This is a genomic window from Halosimplex yunnanense (assembly GCF_054504345.1).
The window spans coordinates 229129-249822 of sequence record NZ_JBTJEL010000030.1; the positions used below are offsets into that span (position 1 = coordinate 229129).

Consider the following 20694-nt stretch of genomic DNA (forward strand, 5'->3'; position numbering starts at 1 on the left):
ACGCCAGGGACAGCAACCGCAACTACACAGCACCACCCCGCACGGCACCGCAGACAACCACACCTTCCCCAGCCGATTGCGCTCCGCTCGCCTGCGGCGTGCGGTGCTCATCCCTCGCACGGTGCTGTCGCGGGATGAAACCCGCGACAGCGCGCGCCACCGCATCGCTCCCTGTCTGGTTGCTACCGAACTACGGCTTCTCGGCGGACCGGAATTTATCAACTCCGGGTGACAACTCTCGATCGATGGACCGAGCGACGCCGAGCGCGGTTCACGGCGGTCGAGATTGGGTCGTTCGCGCGTACGCGCGGGCACTCGGGAGACTATTCGCAGCGCTGGTCGTCACCTTCCTGCTGTACCTGCCGGTCGCACGTGAGCTATTCCCGGTCGTCCGGCCGGGAGCCGCCAAGTGGGCTCGGCTGTTCGGGTTCGAGGTGGTCCAGCCGTACGCCGGCCAGTTCGTCGCGTTCGCCGTCTCCCGACTGGCGAGCCCGCTGGTCGGTGGCCCGTTCCTCGTCGCCGGAATCGTCGCGCTCGTCGTGGTCGCCCGCCGCCGCTCGGAGTAACGAACGCAATCCCTTTCCTGACACTGCACCAAGCCCGTCCATGGACCTGGCCGACCGGGAGTGGCGGCTGATCACCGAGGAGTCGCGACCGGGGCCGATGAACATGGCGCTGGACGAAGTCGCCGCCGAGTCCGCGGCCGAGGAGGGGATCCGGACGCTGCGGGTCTACCGGTGGGAGCCCAGCACGCTCTCGCTCGGCTATCATCAGGACCCGGCGACCATCGACTGGGAGTTCTGCGAGCGCGAGGGGATCACGGTCACCCGCCGTCCCACCGGAGGCGGCGCCATCTACCACGACGAACGCGGCGACGTCTCCTATTCGATCATCGCGCCCGCCGAGGAACTTCCCGGCGACCTCATGGACTCATACGAACTGCTCTGCCAGCCGCTGCTGGATGCCTTCGAGGGGATGGGCGTCGACGCGGGGTTCGCCGCGGAGGAGCGGCCCGCGATCTACTCGCCGGCGTGTTACCTGCGGGCGCTGCACCCGGCCCACGACGTGGTGGCGAGCGACGGGCGAAAGATATCGGGCAACGCACAGTACCGACAGCGGGACGCCGTCGTCCAGCACGGTTCGATCACCTTCGAGCGGACGACCGACCGCCACCTCGCCTGTTTCGCCGACCCGGACGCGTCGCCGACCGACTTCGACGAGCGCGTGACGAGCGTCCGCGAGCAGTCCGGCATCGACCGCGGGGACGCCGTCGCCGAACTCACCGAGTCGCTGCGTGAGTGGGCCGATTCCCACGAGGGAACGTGGACCGATTCGGAGCTCTCGCGGGCTCGCGAGCGCGCACGCGCGAAGTACCAACGAAAGGAGTGGACGCGCGACGGCGACGACCCAACAGACTGACCTCGGCCTCGGGCGCGGACCGCGAGCGACTGGCGTCCGAATCCGTGGCGCTACGCCGCCAACGCCGTACTCTGTCTCGTCGGTCTCCAGGCGGCGCGGTTCGTCGTCGCGGGACAGCCCGTCTCCGCACCGATTCCGACCTGCGCGGTCCGGAATCCCAGCGAGCTAGTTGCCTCGCAGCTCATCGTGTATTTTGCGGCCGTAGCGCTGATCTGCACCGGCATCACCGTCTGGGGGCTCCATCACTGGCGCGAGTTCGCTAGCGATCGTGGTGAGTGACCGAGTTGGTATTTTTCGTTCGACGGAAACTGTTCGAACCGCTATCGACAGTAGGCATCGAAAGTCCTCGGCGCGCTGGCAGTTGTAGTGAACGCTACCGCAGGAAATACTGAGCGTTGAAAGCCCTCGACGCGCTCGCTAGTTGGAAACAGTATCGTAGCGGACAACAGGCGTCGAAAGCCCTCGGCGGGCTCGCGGTCGCTGAGGCGGGATATCCGCGCTCTCGGCACCGCCCGCGCGGATAGGGCCCGCTCAGACGACTGAACTGCACGCGAGCCCGCCTCGCCCGTTCAGTCCACCAGGACCGCACTCCGACCACACCGCACAGCACTGCAGATAGCCACGACCCTCCAGCCGATTCACCTGTTCGCAGCGCTCACTCGCTCATCCACTGTCAGAGCACGCTCTGACAAGCTGCTCAAAAATCGGAGATTTTTGGCATGACGAGAGAGCGAAGCTCTCTCGAACCACTTCGCTCACAGGTTCGCGAATACCTCGCACGATGCCGTCGCGCGACGAGACGCGCGACAGCGCGCGCCACCGCACTTCCGAGTCAGTCTCCAGACGGATACCGGACGTTCGCGGATCGCTTCGATACGACTTTCCCGATCCGTATCTAGGGGTCTGCCATGATCCGGATCGGCGCACACACATCGATCGCGGGCGGCGTCCCGAACGCCGTCGACGAACAGCTGGACATCGGCGGCAACTGCGGGCAGATCTTCACCCACTCGCCGCAGGTCTGGCAGGACCCGAACATCGACGACGAGGAGGCCGCGGAGTTCCGCGACCTCGTCGAGGAGCACGATCTGGGGCCGTGGGTCATCCACTCGTCGTACCTCGTGAACCTCTGCACGCCGAAAGAGGACCTGCGCGAGAAGTCGATCGACTCCATGCAGAAGGAAGTCGACGCCGCCGACAAGCTCGGCGTCGAGTACGTCAACGTCCACCTCGGCGCGCACACGGGCGCGGGCGTCGACGGCGGCCTCGACAACGCCGCGAGCGCGCTGGACGAACTGGACATCCCCGAGGGCGTGACCGTCCTCGTGGAGTCCGACGCGGGCTCGGGAACGAAACTCGGTGGCGACTTCGAGCACCTCGCGGAAGTGCTCGACCGCTCCGCGCAGGACCTGGACGTCTGTCTCGACACCGCCCACATGTTCGCGGCGGGCTACGACCTCTCGACGCCGGAGGGCGTCGAGGAGACGGTCGCGGAGTTCGACGAGGTCGTCGGGCTGGAGCACCTGGAGTGCATCCACCTCAACGACTCGAAACACGAGTGCGGGACGAACAAGGACGAACACGCCCACGTCGGTGAGGGCCTCATCGGCGAGAACGGCATGCACACCCTGCTCAACCACGAGGACCTGCTCGACGTGCCGCTCGTGCTGGAGACGCCGACCGAGGACGGCAAGAGTTTCGCGTGGAACGTCGAGCGCGTGCGCGAGCTGCGAGACGCGGAGTGACCGAAAGGAACGGAGCGTCTCGGGAATGTGAGCGGGGAACAAGTGACCCGTGAGCCTGCGAGTCGCCGGTATCGGCGACGGTCGTTCCCTTTCTCTCTGTGACCGCTCGACTCCTCGAAATCGAAGGGGTCCCCAGGGGTTCGATCAGCCGGTCAGTCACCGGCGGGAGCGGGTCCGACGGCCGGCGAGAAGACCGGCGAGCGCGACTCCGACGACGGTGAGAACGGTCGAAAGTGGGCCGTTGCTCGCGGTTGTCTCGACCGCGGTGCCGGGATCGATTGCGCCGCTCTCGGAATCGACTTCCGGCGTCTTCGAGACGCCTGTTTCTGTCGCGCTCGTCCGCGATCCATCCGTCGTCGTGGCTCCGTCGTTCTCCGTCGCGGCGTTGCCATCGCTGACCGAGGTTTCGGCGTTCGCCGTGGTCGTGTCGGCGGCGTCCGTCGAGGGGGAGACAGTGGGCGTGGGCGTCGACGGCGGCGCGAGGGGCGACTCGGGCGGCCAGGTCGCGAGCGGGTCGCTGCAGTCGACGTTCCCGGAGCAGTCGTCGGTGGCGGGGCCACCGTCGTCCCACCAGTTTTGCGCGGCGTCACCGGCCGGGTCGGCGTCCGGGGCGAGGACGCCGCCGGCCTCGGTGTCGACGAACCGGTTCCCGCGGACCGTCCAGGTGCCGTTCGTTCGGGCGGTGTGGATGGCCATGCCCTCTTCGAAGGCCGGCCGTTGGAAGTCGATCCGCTCGGACACTGAGATGTTCGCGAAGGTCGACCGCCAGACCGTCCAGTCGCCGTTCGCTTCGATAGCGCCGATTCCGAGGGTAGTGTCGCGGACGGTGCTGTTCGCGATCCGCCAGTCGCCGCTGGAGTACGACACGTCGATGGCGACGGTGTCGACGTTCGCGACGGTGACGTTCACGGCCGTCCAGTCGCCGGTCGCCCCCGACGCTTCGATGCCCTGACTCAGGGTGACGTTCCGGACGGTGACGTCCGTCAACCGCCAGTCGCCGGAGGTATCGGAGGCCGAGATCCCCTTGCCCAGGCGCAGATCTCGGACCGTCACGTTCCGGAGGTGCCAGTCACCGGTCGCACCCGACGCGACGATGGAGAGGAACTGCGCGTCTCGGACGGTCGCGTTCCGAAGGGTCCAGTCGCCGTCCGTACTCTTCGCGTAGACGCCGATGTGGTATCCGACGACGTCGAATCCGTCGATGACAGGCGCGGCAGTGTCGCCGATGACGATCCCTTCCGAGTCTTCTTTCTGGTCCGATCCGTCGAGGGTAGCGCCCCGCGGTGCGACGAGCGTCAGGTTCTTGTCGACGGTGACGCTCTCGCGGTAGGTCCCTGGCCGGACCCGGACCGTGTCACCGGGTTCGGCGGCGTCGACCGCGGCTTGAACGGCGGCGTAGTCGGCGCTCCCGTCGGCGTCGACGATCAGCACTTCGCTTGCTGCCGCAGGGTCGTCCAGTGAATTCTGGTCCGCTTCGGCGGTGGGGCCGGCATCGACGCCGGCCGCCGTCGCGGCGAGCGTGAGCACTACGACTGCACAGACGGCGCCCCATCGCGTGGCGAGTCGAACTGTCATTCGATCGGTGCGACGGCCCCCCGGCGAAAGGCGCTACCGAAAGCTAAAATTCGGCGTTGAGTCGACAGCTGGTGGAGCGAACGAAAGATCGAGTTCGGTCCGAGTCGGCGCGGCCACCAGTTCAGCTCCGTTCGACCGCGTCGGGCCGATTCTGCACGCGGGGGTAGCGTACGCCCAGCGCTTTCCAGTCGAGCCACCGGGCGCCGGGGCGGTCGTCGGCGAGTTTGCCGACGGGAGGAGTGCCCCCGGTCGGGACCCCGTCGGGGGGGCCGTTGGGGTCGACGGCGTCGGAGACGTACTCCACTGTCTCGTCGGTCGTCGCCCAGACGCCCGGGGCGCCCGAGGGGAGCGCGACGCCGACGTTGGCGAGGCCGTCGAGCGGCGTCGCGAGGTGCCGGGTCGACTCGCCGTCGACTCGCTGTTCGAGCGTAGCGTAGGCGTAGAACTCGATATTGGCACCGTTCGCGGCGCGGTCCTTGATCGGCGGCGCGAGTTCGAACAGCTTGTTGTAGCCGACCTCGACCTGTTCGGGGTCGAGCGTTCCCGTCGCGTCGTCGGTGGCGTCGGCGGGCTCGACCTCGGCAGTCGCGGTGTCGTTCGTCACGTACCACGTGACGTAGTTCTCGTCGCGATAGCGGTGGCGGCGGGCGACGACCGACATCCCGCGGTGGGGCAGGTAGGCGCTGACCGCCGGGAGTTCGGTCGCGGGGCCGCGCACCGCGAGCACGAGGACGTTCCGGTAGGTGACCGGCGCGATCGACTTGCGGACGCGTTCGGGGTCGCCGCCGGTAGCCTCGAACGCCTTGGCGCCGACCAGCGATTCGACGAACCCGTGGGTTCCCGTTCCCGTCGCGGCGACGACGTACTCCGGGTCGAACGTGACGGTCAGGTCCTGATGGGTCTCGACAGTGAGGGCGTCCAGCGCGGGAGCACCTCCGGCGTCGCCACTACCCTGTCTGCCCTCGTCGAACGCGAACTCGGTGACGTCGCCGACGACGATGCGTTCCCCGTGGTCGTCGGCGAGCGTGCGGACGAGCGCCTCGCGGTCGACCGTGTACTCGTCGACGGCAGTGACGTGCTCGCCGCTCCCCTTGGCGAAGATGGTGCCGTCGCGGTAGATCTCCGGCAGGCCCTCGATCCCTCGTTCGTCGTACTCGTAGCCGCCCTCGTCCCACTGGTCGGGGAGGTACCGGTAGGGGTGGTCCGTCGAGCAGACGTACCACTCGCCGCCGGCGACGGGGACTTGCCGCTCCTCGGCGAACGGAAGCCACCGGTCGTCGACCGCCCGCCGCTGCTCGGGGTCGGGGTCGAGGTAGCCCTTCGGGAGCGTCCCCGGCCAGTCGAACGACTGCCCGGCACCCAGCGGCGAGTTCGAGACGAGCGCGGTCGCGTATCCGCGCTCGGTGAGTCTGTCCAGGAGCAGCAGGCTCTGGATCCCCCCGCCGACGACGAGTACGTCCACGTCGGCGGTCGGGTACCACCCCAGGCGCTCGCGGATCCGCTCGTACAGCGCCACCCCGGTGTCGAACTCCGGCTCGTCCGCTGGCATCGGTTTGTCCCCGCTATTCGCCCGGGGTTCATATGCCTACCCCCAGAAGCGGCGTCAATCGGAGAACCGTGGCTCTCAACTGAGCGACCGTCGACACTCGGATATGCGAGTTCCCGCAGTCGGCCGCCCGGGACCGCTCGCGGTGGTCGCGGCGAACGCGGTCGCCCCCGTGGGCGTCCTGGCGCTCGGGTGGTCGACGACCGTCCTCCTCGGCGTGTTCGTCCTCGAACTCGCGGCCGTGCTGTGGTGGTCGGCGGTGAAGGTTCCCTTCGCGACCAAACGCCCGAACAACCTGATGAGCGACCAGCGGCTGGTGGGCCCGCTCCAGGCCAAGCGCGGCGCGATCGACCTCCGGGGGCCCCTTCCACCCGTCTACCTGCGGAATCTCCCGACGCTCGCCGTCCTCGTTACCATTCTGGCCCCGATAGAGCTCGGTGCCGCGTTCTTCGTCTTCGGACTCTCGGACCCGACCATCACTACCGAAACCACCGGTCAGCTGTTACTGGGGGGCGTCGGCGTGTTCGCCGCCCGGGGTGTCGAAACCGCGACCGACTACTTCCAGCGCGGAGGATACCGCACCCACTCTCCGCGGTCCGTGGTGCTGGTCCCGTTCAAGTACGTCTTCGGTGTGGGGACGCTCATGCTCGCCGTCGGATCGGTCGGCCTCGACAGCGGTGCGGTACTCGCGCTGGTCCTCGCCGGGAAGCTCGGCTACGACCTCCGGACGATACAGGTCGAGCGCGACCCGGACAAACGGGGCATCTTTTACCGGCTGTACGGCAGCAAGGAGACCGAGATCGAGCCGGAACCGGTCGCCGAACCCGACGGCGAGCCGGTCGTCCGCGCCCGTCCCCCGCGGTCGGTCGCCGTCGCCGACGCGCTGTACCGCGGCGTCCGCTACACGCTGACGAGCCCCATCGCGTTCTGCTACGTCGTCGTCGCGGCGTTCGTCGTCTTCGAACCGCCGCTGGTGGTCGTTCCGCTCGCCGTCGCGCTCGCGTTCGGGACAGTCCGGGCGATCACTCGCTATCTCCGGTACGGCACGCTGGAGTACCGCTGTTACGACGGCGTCCTCGTCGCCTACGACACCCTGCTCGACGAACCGCAGGAGCGGATCGAACGGGCGGACGTGTCCGGGGTCTCCGTCGAGACCGACCTCGTCGACCGTGCGTTCGAGACCGCTACTATCGAGTTCGACCGCGATGACGACGATCCGACGGTGCAGTTCACGGTCCCCGATCCGGAGGACGTCGAGCACAACGACGCACGCGGACCGCTGGTGGCCGCCCACGTCGACGATCCGAGAGCCTTCGCCGACCCGCTCGGTGCCGGCTGGATCTACGAACGTGACGTAGAGTCGGCGAGTCCGGACGACTGACTCGCCGCTCGTAGTGGGCTTCTCGAAGTACGGTGGCGCGCGCTGTCGCGGCCTCCGTGCCGCGACGAAGCCGCGCGAGGGATGAGCGAGGGAGCGCAGCGATAGATCGAATCGGTTGGGGAGGCGTGTGGCTGTCCGCGGTGCTGTGCGGGGCGGGCGCGGTTCCTGGTGGACTGAACGGGCGAGACGCGCTCGCGTTTATTCAGTCGCCTGAGCGACCCCTACCCGAAGCGGCCGCAGGCCGTGAGGGTATGTCGCTCAGCGACCGCGAGCGTGCCGAGGGCGTTCAACTCCCAGTGTTCCCTGCGGTAGTCTCCCCTGCTACCGATCATCGAAATCAGTCCACTCCGGAGGACCGACGGGCATTTGCCGCCGGAGGACGCACACACGCCTCAGTGCGACAGTTCAGCGCCGACTACCTGGAGACCACGCGCGAGGGGATGTGGGCCGACTCCCGCGAGGCGCTCGCCGACCTCGAACTCGACGGCCGCGAGCGCGTCCTCGACGTGGGTTGCGGCACCGGCGAACTAACTCGCGTCCTCGCCGATGAGAGCGGCGCGGACGTCGTCGGCGCCGACGTGGACCCCGAGTTGCTGTCGGTCGCGAGCGAGTTCGCGCCGGTCGTGCGCGCCGACGCGACGCGACTGCCGTTCGTCGAGGACGCCTTCGACCTGGTGGTCTGTCAGGCGCTGCTGATCAACCTGCCCGACCCCGTCGGGGCGGTCCGGGAGTTCGCGCGAGCGTCCTCGGAGCTGGTCGCGGCCGTCGAGCCGGACAACGGCGCCGTGACGGTGGATTCGACCGTCGACGCGGAGCCGCCGCTGGCCCGCCGGGCGCGCGAGCGATTTCTCGACGGCGTCGAGACGGACGTGACGCTGGGCGCCGGGGCCCGGGACGTATTCGAGGAGGCCGGCCTCGACGTCGTCTCGACGCGGCAGTACGACCACGAGCGGGTCGTCTCGCCGCCCTACTCGGAGGCGGCCGTCGAGGCGGCCCGCCGGAAGCTCACCGGCGAGGGGCTGGCCGACGACCGCGAGACCATCCTCTCGGGAGAGACGTCCGCGGGCGAGTACGACGACCTGCGCTCGGCGTGGCGTTCGATGGGCCGCGACGTGGTCGACCAGATGGGCGAGAAAGCGTACGTGCGCAGGGAGACGGTGCCGTTCTTCGTCACTGTCGGTCGGGTGTAGGTGTGGCTCTCTGAGCGCTCCGGGTGGTCGTTTTCGATTCGATCGAAGTGACTTCGACCGCAGGGACCGCTGGGGGTTGAACGCCCTCGGCGCGCTCGCGGTCGCTGCGCGACATACCCTCGCGGCCTGCGGCCGCTTCGGGTCGGGGTCGCTCAGGCGACTGGATAAACGCGAGGCCCGCCTCGCCCGTTCAGTCCACCAGGAGAGCACGCTCTCTTGAGCCCTCGTTCGCTGCACTCACGAGGACGCCAGGAACCGCACCGCACTGCACCGCACAGCGCCGCAGACAGCCACACACCTCCCCAGCCGATTCACTCGCTCCGCTCCTGTGTTACTCATCCATTGTCAAAGCACGCGCTGACAAGCTGCTCAAAATCGTAGATTTTTGGCATGACGAGAGAGCGAAGCTCCCGAAGACCTCGCACGATGTCGTCGAGCGGTCCTCGCAATGCTCGGACACGCTCGACAGCGCGCGCCAAAAAGAGATTTTCCGAGTCTCAGTCGTCGGCGGGGGCGGGTTCGTTCGACTCCCAGTAGGTGACGTTCGCGGGTTCGAAGAGGTCGGTCGAGAGGTAGCGCTCGCCGGTGTCGGGGAGGACGACGACCACGAGGTCGTCGGGGCGTTCGCGGGCGACTTCGGTCGCGGCGGCGAGGGCGGCCCCGGCGGAGACGCCGGCGAGGATGCCCTCCTCGCGGGCGAGCTTCCGGGTGGTCTGGACGGCTGTTTCGTGCTCGACGGTGCGGACCTCGTCGACGAGGTCGGTCCGGAGGATCTCGGGGATGAACCCCGCGCCGATGCCCTGGATCGAGTGCGATCCGGCGTCGCCGCCCGAGAGGACCGGCGATTCGGCGGGTTCGACGGCGATCGAGTCCACGTCAGCGCCCTGCTCTTCCGCGAAGTACTCGGAGACGCCGGTGATCGTGCCGCCGGTGCCGACGCCGGCGACGAAGGCGTCGACCTCGCCGTCGGTGTCGCGGTAGATCTCGGGGCCGGTCGTCGAGCGGTGGGCCTCGGGGTTGGCGATGTTCTCGAACTGGCGGGCGAGGACGCCGTCGCGCTCATCGGCGATGGTCTCGGCGGCCTGGATGGCGCCGTCCATCCCGCCGTCGGCGGGTGTGAGGACGATCTCGGCGCCCAGCGCCGACAGCAGGGCACGCCGTTCCTCGCTCATCGACTCGGGCATCGTGAGCACGAGGTCGTACCCGCGGGCGGCGCAGGCCGTCGCGAGACCGATGCCGGTGTTGCCGCTGGTCGCCTCGACGACCACGGGGTCGTCGTCGAGGTGGCCCATGCGCTCGGCGCGGTCGAGCATCGCGGCGCCGATGCGGTCTTTCACCGAGCCCGCGGGGTTGAACGACTCGACCTTGCCCGCGAGGTTGTCGGCGAACGAGTCCAGCCGCACGAGCGGTGTGTCGCCGATCTCCGCAGCGATGTCGTCTGCAATGTCCATCGTGCCGGTGTAGGCGCTCGCGAGGAATGGGTGCCCCCCCTCAACATCGGGGGTGTTGACACCCGCTGTCGGAACTGACGAGTCAGTTACAGAACGACCGTTCGGGGAACCGTTAATGGTCCGCCGACCGACTCGCGGGATATGGACCCACGAGTCGAGGACCACGCGGACGTCATCGTCGACCACTCGGTCGGGATCGAGGCCAGCGACGAGGTACTGATCACGGCGTCGTCCGAGGCCGAGGACCTGGTCGTCGCGCTGGAGCAGCGGATCGGCGAGATCGGTGCCAACAGCTTCACGCGCATCACGAGCAGTCGCGCCCAGCGGTCGTTCATGCGAGCGATGGACCCCGAGGACTACGACGAGCCGCCGGCCGCGCTCCAGGCCATGGCCGAGGCGATCGACGTCGCCATCACGATCCGTGCGTCGAGCAACACCCACGAGACCGGGGACGTACCGCCCGAGAAGAACGCAGCCTACGGGAAGATCATGAAGCCGATCCAGGACGAGATCATGGGCAAGCGCTGGGTCGGCACGCAGTACCCGGCGCCGGGCAACGCCCAGGACGCCGAGATGAGCACGGAGGCCTACGCCGACTTCGTCTACGACGCCGTCACCAAGGACTGGGACGCCCAGCGGGAGTTCCAGGCTAACATGGTCGAAATCTTGGACGGCGCCGAGGAGGTCCGGATCGTCTCCGGCGACACGACCGACGTGACCATGTCCGTCGAGGGGATGGTGCCGGCGAACGACTACGCCGAGAAGAACCTCCCCGGCGGCGAGGTGTTCACCGCGCCCGTCCCCGACTCCGTCGAGGGCGAGGTCCTGTTCGACATGCCCCTGATGGCACAGGGCCGGGAAGTCGAGGACGTCCGACTCGTCTTCGAGGAGGGCGAGGTCGTGGAGTTCGCGGCAGCGAAGAACGAGGACGTCCTCGCGGCGGTCCTTGAGACCGACCCCGGTGCGAAGCGGCTGGGCGAACTCGGTATCGGGATGAACCGCGACATCGACCGGTTCACCTACAACATGCTGTTCGACGAGAAGATGGGCGACACCGTCCACATGGCGCTGGGGCGGACCATCGAGGAGAACGTCCCCGAGGACCGCGACGATCGCGAGGGCAACGACTCGGCGATGCACATGGACATGATCGTCGACATGAGCGAGGACTCGCGGATCGAGGTCGACGGCGAGGTCGTCCAGCGCGACGGGACTTTCCGGTTCGAAGACGGCTTCGAGGAGTAAGACGGCAGTCGGGGGTTCCCGCCGGTTCGAGTCGACCGCGCGACGGCCGGGTCGGGTCGGTTCGATTCGACGCCGCTCCGGTCGGCGCGATCCGAAACTGACCGAGGGATCCAGAACTGACCGGAGAGAGTGGATCTAACCGGATCGGTTCGTCAAAAGCGGACGGATGAGGACTGTTCACCCGGCCGGTTCGGCCGGGACGATTCGTTCGCGACGCTCGATTAGGACCGGTCACCAGGTGCGACGTTCAGCGGGGTCGGTCGTCGGCTCCCCCGCGGACGACGACCCTGTTTCCGTCGACGACGGCGACCTCGTAGCCGTCGAAGTTGAACGTGATCCGCAGCGACTCGTTCCCGTCGTTCGCTCCGGCCGACAGGGAGTTCAACGCTTCCGGATCGACGCTGTCGTACAGCTGCGTCGAGAGGTCGATCGGTTCGACTTCCTCGACCGACGCTACCGTCTCCACGACGACCTGACTCGGCTGGCGATCGTTCGGAATCTCCCTCGTCACGTACCCCTGTTCTGTCGCGTCCGTACGTCGAGTTGCTTGACTCATACGTTCGACCTACTTGCCAATTACTGGGATACTACGTTGTTATTCACTGCCTGAAGGTCGTCAAACCGGTCTCAAGCCGTCCGATACGCCGAACGTTCATTTTCGACCATTACATAAAATGGGGCAAACCGTTCGACCAGAAGGCCCGTCAGACCACGTCGCCGCGGACGGTGGCACCGTCCTGTCGCTCGCGGTAGCGGCGGACCGCTTCGGCGGCTTCCTCGGCGACGTCGGGGTCTGCGCCGAGCATCTCCAGCGCGCCCGAGAGCGTCGGGAGGACGAACTCCCCGTCGCGGAGCTTCTGGAAGGCGTCTTCGCTCCGGCGACCGTCGACCCAGAGGCAGGCCCCGCGCGGGTCGAGGATGTTCTCGTAGTTCTCGCGGGCGAGCGCGCCCTCCAGCCGCTGGGTGACGTTGTCGTCGAAAGAGGCGTTGCACACTTCGAGGTGGACCGGTTCGTTGTCGTCGACGAGGTGGGCGGCGAGGCACTTCTCCGGCGCGGCGTAGCCGTTCGAGTTGGTCCGGACGTGCTCGGTGTATTCGGCGGCCCAGTCGGCGCGGACGGTCTCGCCGATACCGTCGACGCCGAGCGCGAGGTCGTCGGGGTCGGTCTCGCTGTCGTCGCCGCCGATCAGGATGTCCTTGGTGAGGTAGACGTCGAGCCGTTCGACGGGGTCGAGACCGAGCGCCACGTCACCGAAGACCCAGATCTCGCGGACGGGGACGGGCATGCGGTCGTCCTCGACGGTGGCGACGAGATCTTCGACGCGAGCGACGGCCTCGTCGCGAGGGAGGTCAGTCATCGGGGAACGGTAGCCCTCGGAGGGGGAAAACGGTTTCTCGACGGGGCGCTCGACGAGAGCGAGGCGGTGGGCCCGCGAGTACGAGACGGTGTGGTCCCCGAGAGCGAAACGAGCGAGCGGACGATTCATCGATCGAGAACGGGCACGGAGGTTTAAGGCAGCGCTCGGTCAATTATGCGCGATGCGACTCCGGACTCGGTTCGCGGTCGCGCTCGGCGTGCTCGCGCTGGTCCTGTCGGCGACGACCCTGGCGGGGTTCGTCCTCTACCGCGACGCAGTCGCCAATCACGAGCGCGACGAACTGGCCCAATCCTCGGAGTCGGTCGCGTCGCAGCTGGACGCCGTGCTCGTCGAGAAGCAGCGGCAGGTCCGGCTGTGGGTCGAATCACCGGGGGTTGCGGACCACGGGTCGGTCCGCCAGCAGGCCCAGGTCGAGTCGTTCGCCCAGATGACCGACTTCAACGGAGCGTCGGTTATCGCGGCCAACGGGACGATGATGGCCCTGTACTCGGACGGGCTCTCCCCGGTGGACCGGGACCGCATCGTCGGCAACTACTTCGGGGACCGGACGTACTTCAGGCGGGCGATGGCGGGGGAGACGTACGTCAGCGACCCCGTCAGGGCCGACACGGGGAACCTCGTCATCACGGTGAGCACGCCGGTGTACGAGGGCGAGGTGGTCGTCGGGACGTTCAACGCCGCGTTCCACCTCGAAGCGGGAGACCTGGCGGGGATCGTCCGAGCGAACGCCGGGCCGGATCAGGGGGTCCGCATCGTCGCCAACGGGTCGACCGTCTACGCGGCGGGGCCGACCGCTGACGGGGACACGGGCGTGATCGGCGTCAACGAGACCGTCGCCGAGACCGGCTGGGTCGTCTCGGCGACGACGACACAGGCGGCCTTCGAGTCCCAGCTATGGAGGGTGACGCTGGCGCAGGCGGGCGCGTTCGGGCTGGTCTTGCTCTCGATCGCCGTCTTCGGCGCGTGGCTCTACCGCGAGTTCGTCGGGAACATCGAACGGCTGCACCGCGGCGTCGGCGCGCTCGTCGACGGCGACTACGGTTCGACCGTCGTGCTCACCGGCGCGACCGAGTGGTCCGAACTCGAGGGGCAGTTCAACGACCTGAGCGAGACGCTCGCCCAGCGTCGGACGGAGGTGATCGTCCTCAACCGGGTGCTCAGGCACAACCTCCGCAACGCGATGACGGTCGTCGTCGGCAACGCCGACCGCATCGCCGAACGGACCGACGACGAGACGACGGCGGTCGAGGCCGACCGCATCCGCCGCCGCGGCGAGTCGCTACTCGATCTGGCGGACCACGCACGGGCCATCGAGGGGTCGCTCGGCTCCAGGCCCGAGGAGACGGTGCGCCGCTCGCTCGACGCCGTGGTCGAGGAAGTCGCGACGACGCTCGCCGAGGAGTTCCCCGAGGCGCTCATCGAGACCGACCGGCCCGAGGAGTCTGCGGTTCTGCCCAACGGAGACGTCGTACTGGTCGTCCTCGACGAACTCGCGCGCAACGCCATCGCACACAACGACGCCGCGGCGCCGACCGTCCGGATCGACGCAACGCTCACGGGCGAGTCGGTGCGGTTCACCGTCTCCGACGACGGACCGGGAATGCCGGCCGTCGAGCGGCGCGTACTGACCGAGCGGTTCGTCGAGACGCCGACCCGCCACGGCGCCGGCCTGGGCCTGTGGCTGGTCAACTGGCTCGTCCACTGGGCCGACGGCGAGGTCGCGGTCACCGTCGACGACGGGACGACCGTGACCGTGACGGTCCCCTGCGAGCCGTCCGACGAGGACGCAGCCGCTGCCGGGGAATAACTCGCCCGCGCTCGGCCGGGAACGAAACGCTCTCCCCGTTCGCTCCGGTACGTCCGCCCGATGGACTGCGACAAGTGCGGCGACGAGGCGGTCATGCACGCCGCCTACTCGGGCCTGCACCTCTGCGAGGAGCACTTCCGTCGGACCGTGGAGACCCGCGTCCGCCGGCGCGTCCGCGAGGACAACCTGATCCCCCGCTCGGCGACCCCCGACGACCCCGAGACGTGGGTGATCGGGCTGTCCGGCGGGAAGGACTCGGTCGTCCTCACGCAGGTGCTCCACGACACCTTCGCCGAGGACCCCCGCATCGAACTCGTCGCCCTCTCGATCCACGAGGGCATCGAGGGGTACCGCGACGAGTCGCTCGACGCCTGCGAGCAGTTGACGGCCGACCTCGACCTGCGCCACGAGGTCGTCTCCTACGCCGAGGAGTACGGCGTGCAGATGGACGACGTCGTCGCGGACGACCCCGAGGGGATGGCCGCCTGCGCCTACTGCGGCGTGTTCCGCCGCGACGCCCTCGAACGCTACGCCGAGGAGCTCGGCGCGGACAAGCTCTTCACGGGCCACAACCTCGACGACGAGGCCCAGACGGCGCTCATGAACTTCTTCGAGGGCGACGTCCAGCAGATGGCCAGCCACTACGACGCCTCGCTCGGACCGTTTCCGGAGGAAGACCGCGACGGAAATCCGGTCGACCCGCCCGTCGATCCGACTGAACGACCGCGCCACCCGCAGGACCACCACGTCCCGCGGGCGAAGCCGCTCCGGGACGTCCCCGAGAAGGAGGTCGCGCTCTACGCGCACCTGCGGGACCTGCCCGCCCATATCACCGAGTGCCCCCACGCCGAGGAGGCCTACCGCGGCGAGATCCAGGAGTTACTCCTCGGGATGGAAGAGCACCATCCGGGTACACGCCACTCGATCATCGCCGGCTACGAGAAGCTCGCCGCGCTCGCCGCCAGCGCCTTCGGCGCGGCCGAGCCCGACGAGTACGGCGAGTGCGAGATCTGCGGCGCGCCGACCGGCCGGGACGTCTGCCGGAAGTGCGACCTGCTCGACGCGCTCGAAGCGGCCTGACCGGTGTACGAACCGGAATCTTCTGCTGAGTGATACGACGGGTCTGTGAGACGCGACTGACAGCGGCGTCGCTCGATCAGCCGCCGGTCGACGGCAGGATCACCAGGTCAGACGCCAGCTGACGGCAGAGTCGACCCGTCAGACACCGTCTGGCGAGCCGGTGGTGGCGCCGTGACAGCGGCCCATCGAGTGGGTCGTCCGACGAGTCAGACGGCGTCGTCACTCGGCGGGTGAAAACGAGAGAGAAGATGGGTCGAGCGATCCCCCCGGGGCCGTCCCGGACGGGTTCGTGTACTCCCTGGAAACGGTGGAGGGGTCTCCAGTGGGGTCGGTCGACCCGGGAGCCGTCAGTCCGGACGGATGACGTCCAGACCGTTGTTCTTCTCGAGGCTGTCCCGGCCGCCGTCCGTGTGGCCGTAGCCGGGTTCGCCGCCGGAGCTGCCGCCCGCACCGCCGCGATCGCTACCGCCGGCTTCGTTGCCGAACTCCGTATCGACGTTCTGGCTGGCGTCGAACGTGGACTCGTCCACGTCGTCGAGCGCCTGCCGCGACTTGTCGGCCTGCTTCTGCGTCGTCGGACCGAGGACCTGGGCGGACTTGACGCCGGTCATGATGGCCATGACCCGCACCTTGCCCTTGTACTCCTCTTCGATGCGCGCGCCCCAGATGACGTTCGCGCTCGCGTCGAGGCGCTCGGTGATGTTCTGCGCGATGCCCTCGGCCTCCTTCAGTGCGAGGTCGGGACCGCCGGTGATGTGGACGAGACCGCCGGTCGCACCGCGGTAGTCCACGTCGAGCAGCGGGTGGTTCATCGCGTCTTTGACGACCTCCTCGGTCTTGTTCTTGTCCTGAGTCTCGCCGACGAGCATCACGGCGACGCCACCTTGGTTCATGATGGCGGTCATGTCGGCGTAGTCCAGGTTGATGAGCGAGGGCTGGGTGATCGTCTCGGAGATGCCCTTGACGGTCTCGGCGATGATCTGGTCCATCACCGAGAACGCCTTGCCGATGGGCAGGTTCGGGACGTAGTCCAGCAGTCGGTTGTTGTCCAGCACGATGATGGAGTCGGCCTCGCTGCGGAGGGTCTCGAGACCCTTCTCGGCCTTGACCGTGCGGGCACGCTCGACGTTGAACGGCGTCGAGACCATCCCGACGACGATAGCGCCCTGGTCTTTGGCGATGTTCGAGACGACGGGGGCGGCACCGGTACCGGTTCCGCCACCCATGCCGGCCGTGACGAAGACCAGGTCGGCGTCGCCCAGGACTTCCTCGATGGTTCCCTGAGCCATCTCGGTGGCGCGCTTGCCCATCTCGGGGTCGCCACCGGCGCCGAGGCCACTCGTCAGCGACTTGCCGACGAGGATCTTCGTGTCGGCCTCGATCATCTGCAGGTGCTGCTTGTCGGTGTTGATGGCGACCGTGTCGGCCCCGTCGACGCCGATGTTGTACAGGCGGTTGACGGTGTTGTTACCGGCGCCACCGCAGCCGACGATGACGATCCGAGGGTCACCGAATCCGTCGGCCTCGGTCTCGTCCATCTGCTGCTGCTCCTGCTCGTCTCGCTCGAGGGCTTCCTTGACGATATCCTGCATCGATCAGGCCCTCTGCTGCCAGTTACGGCGCTTTCGCTTCTCCGACGGGCGCTCCTTGCCCCCGTCCTGCTCGTTTAGTTTCTCGCGGACAGCCGCCCGGATCGCCTCGCTCCGGTTGGGGTATTCCCCCGTTTCGACCATTCGCTCGACCTCTTCGATCTGCTGCTTCGGAATCCGTAGTGTCACACGCTCCATGTTTTTGATCGTTCCCCTTGGGTAAGACGGCGCTCGCGGACGCGCTCGCCCGTTCGTCTTACACGGCGACATCGGCGTTCGATCCGACGTAATCGCCCGAAGGCGCGGGTCACACGTCCGCGCTTCGGCCCGTGTAAGACGACCGTCTTACGCAAACAGAACATCTGTCTGCGGTAATATAAAGGTTGCGGCGAGCGTCATACACTCGAACGTTTACGCCGTTTCACCGGGTTTAGTCTGCGTTTACGGCGTATCACGTCTGGTCGAGCACGTCGGCCGCAGGGGTGCGCCGACCGCAGCCGGGACAGAAGGCCCAGTCCGATCGGAGCTCGTCGCCGCAGTCACAGAAGACCCGGTGGGATGCCTTCTCTCCGCAGTTCGGGCAGTAAACGTGCCCAGAGGCGATGGTTTCGCCACATTGGGTACACGGGCGGTCCTCGGCCTCGATGGCGTTTTCGTCCGTCTCGCCGCTCGTCTTACGAGTTCGATCGGCGTTAGACGCGTCGGTCGCCGCGCTTTCGGACGCGTCCGACGCGCCCGCCGAGGCGGCGTGTTCGCCGTCGAGAGCGATGTTTACGTTGATGTCCTGCGGCTGGGCCGGTGTAAACGCGGCGTCGAGCCGCTCGCCGACGATGGCGTCGACACGCTCGGCGATGAGGTCGTCGATGGATCCGGCCTCCTCGGTCGCGTCTTCGGGCTGGCCCGACTCCGTCGCCGCCGTCGGCCCGGCGTCGGACGCGCCGTCGAGGAACTCCCGCAGGGCCTCCCGCATGATCTCGCTCTTCGAGGCGTCGAACTCCTCGAGTTGCTCGATGAGATCGTCGTCCGCGCGGAAGGTGATCTTGCTCATTCGGCTCGTGATAGTGGTTGTCCCCCTGGTATTTCAATCTTCCCGAGCGTCTGACGCCCGTCTGCCGTTCGTCGGGGAACTGCGCCTGTGTGACTCTCCCACCCCGGGGAGAAGTCAAAACGGTTAAGTCCAGTACGGCGGCTACCTGTAGACGCGCCCGCCCTTAGCTCAGACTGGTAGAGCAGTCGACTGTAGATCGACTTGTCCCCCGTTCAAATCGGGGAGGGCGGACTTGCTTTCCCGTTGAACTACGACAGAGAGCGGCTGCATCGTTTCGACTAGCCGTCTGATTTGGAACCTGTCCCCGGGACCCGCGCGGTGCGTGGTCAGAACCGTTTTCACGGACCAGTCCTGAGCGCCCGGAGGCTGGTCTCGCCCAGTCCATCCGTCCCGGGCAGCGATGGGCGTTGCGGCCGCCCCTCCACAGCGACAGTCCGCAGACGCTCGTACCCCCGTGCCCGGGGTCGCGGATTCTCACCCGTCGGACTCGTCAGTTCCCATCGCCTGCGTGACGTGCGTGACGGTGACGAGGCCGATACCGCCGACGAGGTTACCGGCGGTGACGACGGCGGTCATCGTGCCCAGCTCCCCGAGGCCGACCGCCGCGCCGAGGTAGATCCCGAGGACGACGTGGATCACGGAGACGATGACGTGGTCGAACGGGCCGAGCGCGAGCATGAAGCCGATGGCGTACGCCAGCACGAGTTTGCTCCCGTCGCCGCGCACCGCAACGAGGAGAAAGGAGAGCAGGCTCACGAGGGTGCCACCGGCGATGCCGCGGGCGAACCAGGCTATCGACGAGCGAGCCGCGATATCCTCGGCGATGGTACGCAACACCTCCGTCGATTCGGGTGGGATCGCGCCTTCAACGGCGAAGACCAGCGCGAAGAGGCAGCCGCCAGCGACGTTGACGGCGAACGTGACGACCCAGAGGCGACCGAGCGCGGGAACTGCGGAGACGCCGCGTTCGACGGCGGCCGCGACCGGGTCGGCGAAGTTCTCGTTGAACAGTTCGGTCCGGCCGGCGACCAGGAAGGCGATGCCGAGCCCGAACGCGAGCGCGCCGGCGAGCGTGCCGAGGTGACCGAACTCGGGTTCGACGTACCCCTCGACGATACCGAGGGCGACGACGCCGAAGACGATGGTGAACCCGGCGATGAAGCTCGTCGACACGAGTTCGAGCAGCGACTGGTCGAGGCGGCGCGCGCCTTCCTCGGTCGCGCGATCGAAGATGTCGTCCGGCGTTCGAGGAGACACGTCGGACGTTGGATTGCCGGGCGGAAAAGCCACGGGCCGGCGTTTGAGCGGTGTGTTTGTCCGGAACGGAGGAACGCTGGAACCCCTCTCGTCCGAAGCGCGCTTGCGAGTGCGCGCCGGTTCCCCATTCAGGGGAGTGCCGTAGGGCGAGCGATGAGTCACCGACTACGCGCCGTCCTCGGCGCGGCAGTGCTCGTTACGCTGGCGGTCGCGGCGGGCTGTGGCGCGCCCGGCCCGAGCGCGACCGAGATTCAGGACGAAGAGACGCCGACGACCGACGATGCCGGTCTCGGAACGCAGACGACCGCCGAGAACGACGCGGGCGCCGAACCCCTGAATCCGGGCGTGGGGACGACGTCCGCAGGCACCGGCTCACCGACCGATGGGGACGCCGACGGCGGCGACGGCTCGACCGACGAGACGCCCCCGGCCGGGTCGTAGCTCACGGGTCGACAGTATTCTCTCGCGGTGGGTCGCACGTTTTCCCGCCACCGAGTGTAAACCGCTGGGGCCCGAAACGGTGGCATGGACGAGATCGAACTCGGCAAGGCGACGATCGTCTACGAGGACCCCGAGGAGGGGACGACCGAGGTCACCGTTAACAACGAGGAGGTCGTCTACGCGCGGGACCACTGGATGCTCCGTTCGGGATCCGACGACGACGGCAACGATCTGATGAAACAGATCCCACGCGACCGCGTCTACCGCGTCGACCGGACCGTCGAGCGCTTCGAGGAGGAGGCCTCGACGGTGCGCCACCGCGTCGAGTCGCTGGCCAGCGAGGTGCGCGACCGGATCCCCGTCGGTGGTGACGGCGAGCGGCGACGCCCGCGTGGTGGCGACGACGGACCGACCCGCGTCCCGGTCACCGAGGGGAGCGGGGACCAGCAGAACGACGGCGACCGGCAGGACCGCGGCGGTCAGTCTGCCCACGACGACCAACGTGATCGCGGCGAGGAGTGAGCGCGGATCGGGGGACCAT

The 20694-nt window shown here is 67.9% G+C and carries 19 protein-coding genes and 1 tRNA gene; 11 read left to right on the forward strand and 9 right to left on the reverse strand.

Annotated elements, in window-relative coordinates; genetic code table 11:
* Window positions 1-245: 245 nt before the first annotated feature.
* From AB2U09_RS05515 to AB2U09_RS05525, 3 genes are all read left to right on the forward strand, one after another.
* A complete protein-coding gene (locus AB2U09_RS05515) occupies window positions 246-566 on the forward strand; it encodes a hypothetical protein (RefSeq protein ID WP_459191693.1) in 321 nt (106 codons plus the stop codon).
* A 40-nt stretch (window positions 567-606) separates the two neighbouring features.
* On the forward strand, window positions 607-1419 hold the full coding sequence (locus tag AB2U09_RS05520; RefSeq protein ID WP_459191694.1) for a lipoate--protein ligase family protein: 813 nt from the start codon (window positions 607-609) through the stop codon (window positions 1417-1419).
* A gap of 908 nt (window positions 1420-2327) precedes the next feature.
* On the forward strand, window positions 2328-3164 hold the full coding sequence (locus tag AB2U09_RS05525) for a deoxyribonuclease IV (RefSeq protein ID WP_459191695.1): 837 nt from the start codon (window positions 2328-2330) through the stop codon (window positions 3162-3164).
* A 156-nt stretch (window positions 3165-3320) separates the two neighbouring features.
* Here the strand turns inward: AB2U09_RS05525 and AB2U09_RS05530 are convergent, their stop codons facing one another.
* Together AB2U09_RS05530 and AB2U09_RS05535 are read right to left on the reverse strand one after the other, a co-directional pair.
* Window positions 3321-4739 (reverse strand): right-handed parallel beta-helix repeat-containing protein, encoded by a 1419-nt coding sequence (locus tag AB2U09_RS05530; protein WP_459191696.1) that lies wholly within the window; start codon window positions 4737-4739, stop codon window positions 3321-3323.
* 121 nt (window positions 4740-4860) lie between these two features.
* Window positions 4861-6288 (reverse strand): hypothetical protein, encoded by a 1428-nt coding sequence (locus tag AB2U09_RS05535; protein ID WP_459191697.1) that lies wholly within the window; start codon window positions 6286-6288, stop codon window positions 4861-4863.
* A gap of 103 nt (window positions 6289-6391) precedes the next feature.
* On the opposite strand from AB2U09_RS05535, the gene AB2U09_RS05540 reads away from it, so the two are divergent.
* Window positions 6392-7666 carry a DUF6498-containing protein gene (locus AB2U09_RS05540; RefSeq protein ID WP_459191698.1) on the forward strand — a complete coding sequence of 425 codons (1275 nt, stop codon included), beginning with the start codon at window positions 6392-6394 and terminating at the stop codon, window positions 7664-7666.
* A 395-nt stretch (window positions 7667-8061) separates the two neighbouring features.
* A complete protein-coding gene (locus AB2U09_RS05545; RefSeq protein ID WP_459191699.1) occupies window positions 8062-8856 on the forward strand; it encodes a class I SAM-dependent methyltransferase in 795 nt (264 codons plus the stop codon).
* A 497-nt stretch (window positions 8857-9353) separates the two neighbouring features.
* Here AB2U09_RS05545 and cysK read toward each other — a convergent pair whose 3' ends face one another.
* Window positions 9354-10307 (reverse strand): cysteine synthase A, encoded by a 954-nt coding sequence (gene cysK / locus AB2U09_RS05550; RefSeq protein WP_459191700.1) that lies wholly within the window; start codon window positions 10305-10307, stop codon window positions 9354-9356.
* Between the two features lie 141 nt (window positions 10308-10448).
* On the opposite strand from cysK, the gene AB2U09_RS05555 reads away from it, so the two are divergent.
* Window positions 10449-11552, forward strand: a complete 1104-nt coding sequence (locus AB2U09_RS05555; protein WP_459191701.1) for an aminopeptidase — start codon at window positions 10449-10451, stop codon at window positions 11550-11552.
* Between the two features lie 247 nt (window positions 11553-11799).
* On the opposite strand, the gene AB2U09_RS05560 is transcribed toward AB2U09_RS05555, so the two are convergent.
* Both AB2U09_RS05560 and AB2U09_RS05565 read right to left on the reverse strand, forming a co-directional pair.
* Window positions 11800-12108: a HalOD1 output domain-containing protein gene (locus AB2U09_RS05560; protein WP_459191702.1), complete on the reverse strand. Its 309-nt coding sequence runs from the start codon at window positions 12106-12108 to the stop codon at window positions 11800-11802.
* A gap of 148 nt (window positions 12109-12256) precedes the next feature.
* Window positions 12257-12910 (reverse strand): DUF7095 family protein, encoded by a 654-nt coding sequence (locus AB2U09_RS05565; RefSeq protein ID WP_459191703.1) that lies wholly within the window; start codon window positions 12908-12910, stop codon window positions 12257-12259.
* A gap of 181 nt (window positions 12911-13091) precedes the next feature.
* Here AB2U09_RS05565 and AB2U09_RS05570 point away from each other — a divergent pair, with 181 nt between their 5' ends.
* Together AB2U09_RS05570 and ncsA are read left to right on the forward strand one after the other, a co-directional pair.
* Window positions 13092-14738 carry a sensor histidine kinase gene (locus tag AB2U09_RS05570; RefSeq protein ID WP_459191704.1) on the forward strand — a complete coding sequence of 549 codons (1647 nt, stop codon included), beginning with the start codon at window positions 13092-13094 and terminating at the stop codon, window positions 14736-14738.
* Between the two features lie 60 nt (window positions 14739-14798).
* On the forward strand, window positions 14799-15818 hold the full coding sequence (gene ncsA / locus AB2U09_RS05575) for a tRNA 2-thiolation protein NcsA (protein WP_459191705.1): 1020 nt from the start codon (window positions 14799-14801) through the stop codon (window positions 15816-15818).
* A gap of 347 nt (window positions 15819-16165) precedes the next feature.
* Here ncsA and ftsZ read toward each other — a convergent pair whose 3' ends face one another.
* From ftsZ to AB2U09_RS05590, 3 genes are all read right to left on the reverse strand, one after another.
* Window positions 16166-17410: a cell division protein FtsZ gene (gene ftsZ, locus AB2U09_RS05580; protein WP_459191706.1), complete on the reverse strand. Its 1245-nt coding sequence runs from the start codon at window positions 17408-17410 to the stop codon at window positions 16166-16168.
* Between the two features lie 3 nt (window positions 17411-17413).
* Window positions 17414-17605 carry a transcriptional regulator CdrS gene (cdrS, locus tag AB2U09_RS05585; protein WP_459191707.1) on the reverse strand — a complete coding sequence of 64 codons (192 nt, stop codon included), beginning with the start codon at window positions 17603-17605 and terminating at the stop codon, window positions 17414-17416.
* Window positions 17606-17858: 253 nt separating this feature from the next.
* The gene (locus AB2U09_RS05590) at window positions 17859-18455 is read right to left on the reverse strand and encodes a double zinc ribbon domain-containing protein (protein ID WP_459191708.1); all 597 of its coding nucleotides are present in this window, start codon (window positions 18453-18455) and stop codon (window positions 17859-17861) included.
* Between the two features lie 157 nt (window positions 18456-18612).
* On the opposite strand from AB2U09_RS05590, the gene AB2U09_RS05595 reads away from it, so the two are divergent.
* A tRNA-Tyr gene (locus tag AB2U09_RS05595) sits at window positions 18613-18686 on the forward strand.
* Between the two features lie 243 nt (window positions 18687-18929).
* Here AB2U09_RS05595 and AB2U09_RS05600 read toward each other — a convergent pair.
* Entirely contained in the window at window positions 18930-19712 is a 783-nt protein-coding gene (locus AB2U09_RS05600; protein WP_459191709.1) for a formate/nitrite transporter family protein, read from the reverse strand.
* Window positions 19713-19865: 153 nt separating this feature from the next.
* On the opposite strand from AB2U09_RS05600, the gene AB2U09_RS05605 reads away from it, so the two are divergent.
* The gene (locus AB2U09_RS05605) at window positions 19866-20153 is read left to right on the forward strand and encodes a hypothetical protein (protein WP_459191710.1); all 288 of its coding nucleotides are present in this window, start codon (window positions 19866-19868) and stop codon (window positions 20151-20153) included.
* Between the two features lie 84 nt (window positions 20154-20237).
* The gene (locus AB2U09_RS05610; RefSeq protein WP_459191711.1) at window positions 20238-20675 is read left to right on the forward strand and encodes a hypothetical protein; all 438 of its coding nucleotides are present in this window, start codon (window positions 20238-20240) and stop codon (window positions 20673-20675) included.
* Window positions 20676-20694: the final 19 nt, after the last annotated feature.

Bases quoted from the DNA above. Each gene is read 5' to 3' on its own strand.
- AB2U09_RS05515 (WP_459191693.1), top strand. From the start codon at position 246: ATGGACCGAGCGACGCCGAGCGCGGTTCACGGCGGTCGAGATTGGGTC.
- ncsA (WP_459191705.1), top strand. From the start codon at position 14,799: ATGGACTGCGACAAGTGCGGCGACGAGGCGGTCATGCACGCCGCCTAC.
- AB2U09_RS05520 (WP_459191694.1), top strand. From the start codon at position 607: ATGGACCTGGCCGACCGGGAGTGGCGGCTGATCACCGAGGAGTCGCGA.
- AB2U09_RS05605 (WP_459191710.1), top strand. From the start codon at position 19,866: ATGAGTCACCGACTACGCGCCGTCCTCGGCGCGGCAGTGCTCGTTACG.
- AB2U09_RS05570 (WP_459191704.1), top strand. From the start codon at position 13,092: ATGCGACTCCGGACTCGGTTCGCGGTCGCGCTCGGCGTGCTCGCGCTG.
- AB2U09_RS05530 (WP_459191696.1), bottom strand. From the start codon at position 4,739: ATGACAGTTCGACTCGCCACGCGATGGGGCGCCGTCTGTGCAGTCGTA.
- cdrS (WP_459191707.1), bottom strand. From the start codon at position 17,605: ATGGAGCGTGTGACACTACGGATTCCGAAGCAGCAGATCGAAGAGGTC.
- AB2U09_RS05560 (WP_459191702.1), bottom strand. From the start codon at position 12,108: ATGAGTCAAGCAACTCGACGTACGGACGCGACAGAACAGGGGTACGTG.
- cysK (WP_459191700.1), bottom strand. From the start codon at position 10,307: ATGGACATTGCAGACGACATCGCTGCGGAGATCGGCGACACACCGCTC.
- ftsZ (WP_459191706.1), bottom strand. From the start codon at position 17,410: ATGCAGGATATCGTCAAGGAAGCCCTCGAGCGAGACGAGCAGGAGCAG.
- AB2U09_RS05610 (WP_459191711.1), top strand. From the start codon at position 20,238: ATGGACGAGATCGAACTCGGCAAGGCGACGATCGTCTACGAGGACCCC.
- AB2U09_RS05540 (WP_459191698.1), top strand. From the start codon at position 6,392: ATGCGAGTTCCCGCAGTCGGCCGCCCGGGACCGCTCGCGGTGGTCGCG.
- AB2U09_RS05535 (WP_459191697.1), bottom strand. From the start codon at position 6,288: ATGCCAGCGGACGAGCCGGAGTTCGACACCGGGGTGGCGCTGTACGAG.
- AB2U09_RS05525 (WP_459191695.1), top strand. From the start codon at position 2,328: ATGATCCGGATCGGCGCACACACATCGATCGCGGGCGGCGTCCCGAAC.
- AB2U09_RS05555 (WP_459191701.1), top strand. From the start codon at position 10,449: ATGGACCCACGAGTCGAGGACCACGCGGACGTCATCGTCGACCACTCG.
- AB2U09_RS05590 (WP_459191708.1), bottom strand. From the start codon at position 18,455: ATGAGCAAGATCACCTTCCGCGCGGACGACGATCTCATCGAGCAACTC.
- AB2U09_RS05565 (WP_459191703.1), bottom strand. From the start codon at position 12,910: ATGACTGACCTCCCTCGCGACGAGGCCGTCGCTCGCGTCGAAGATCTC.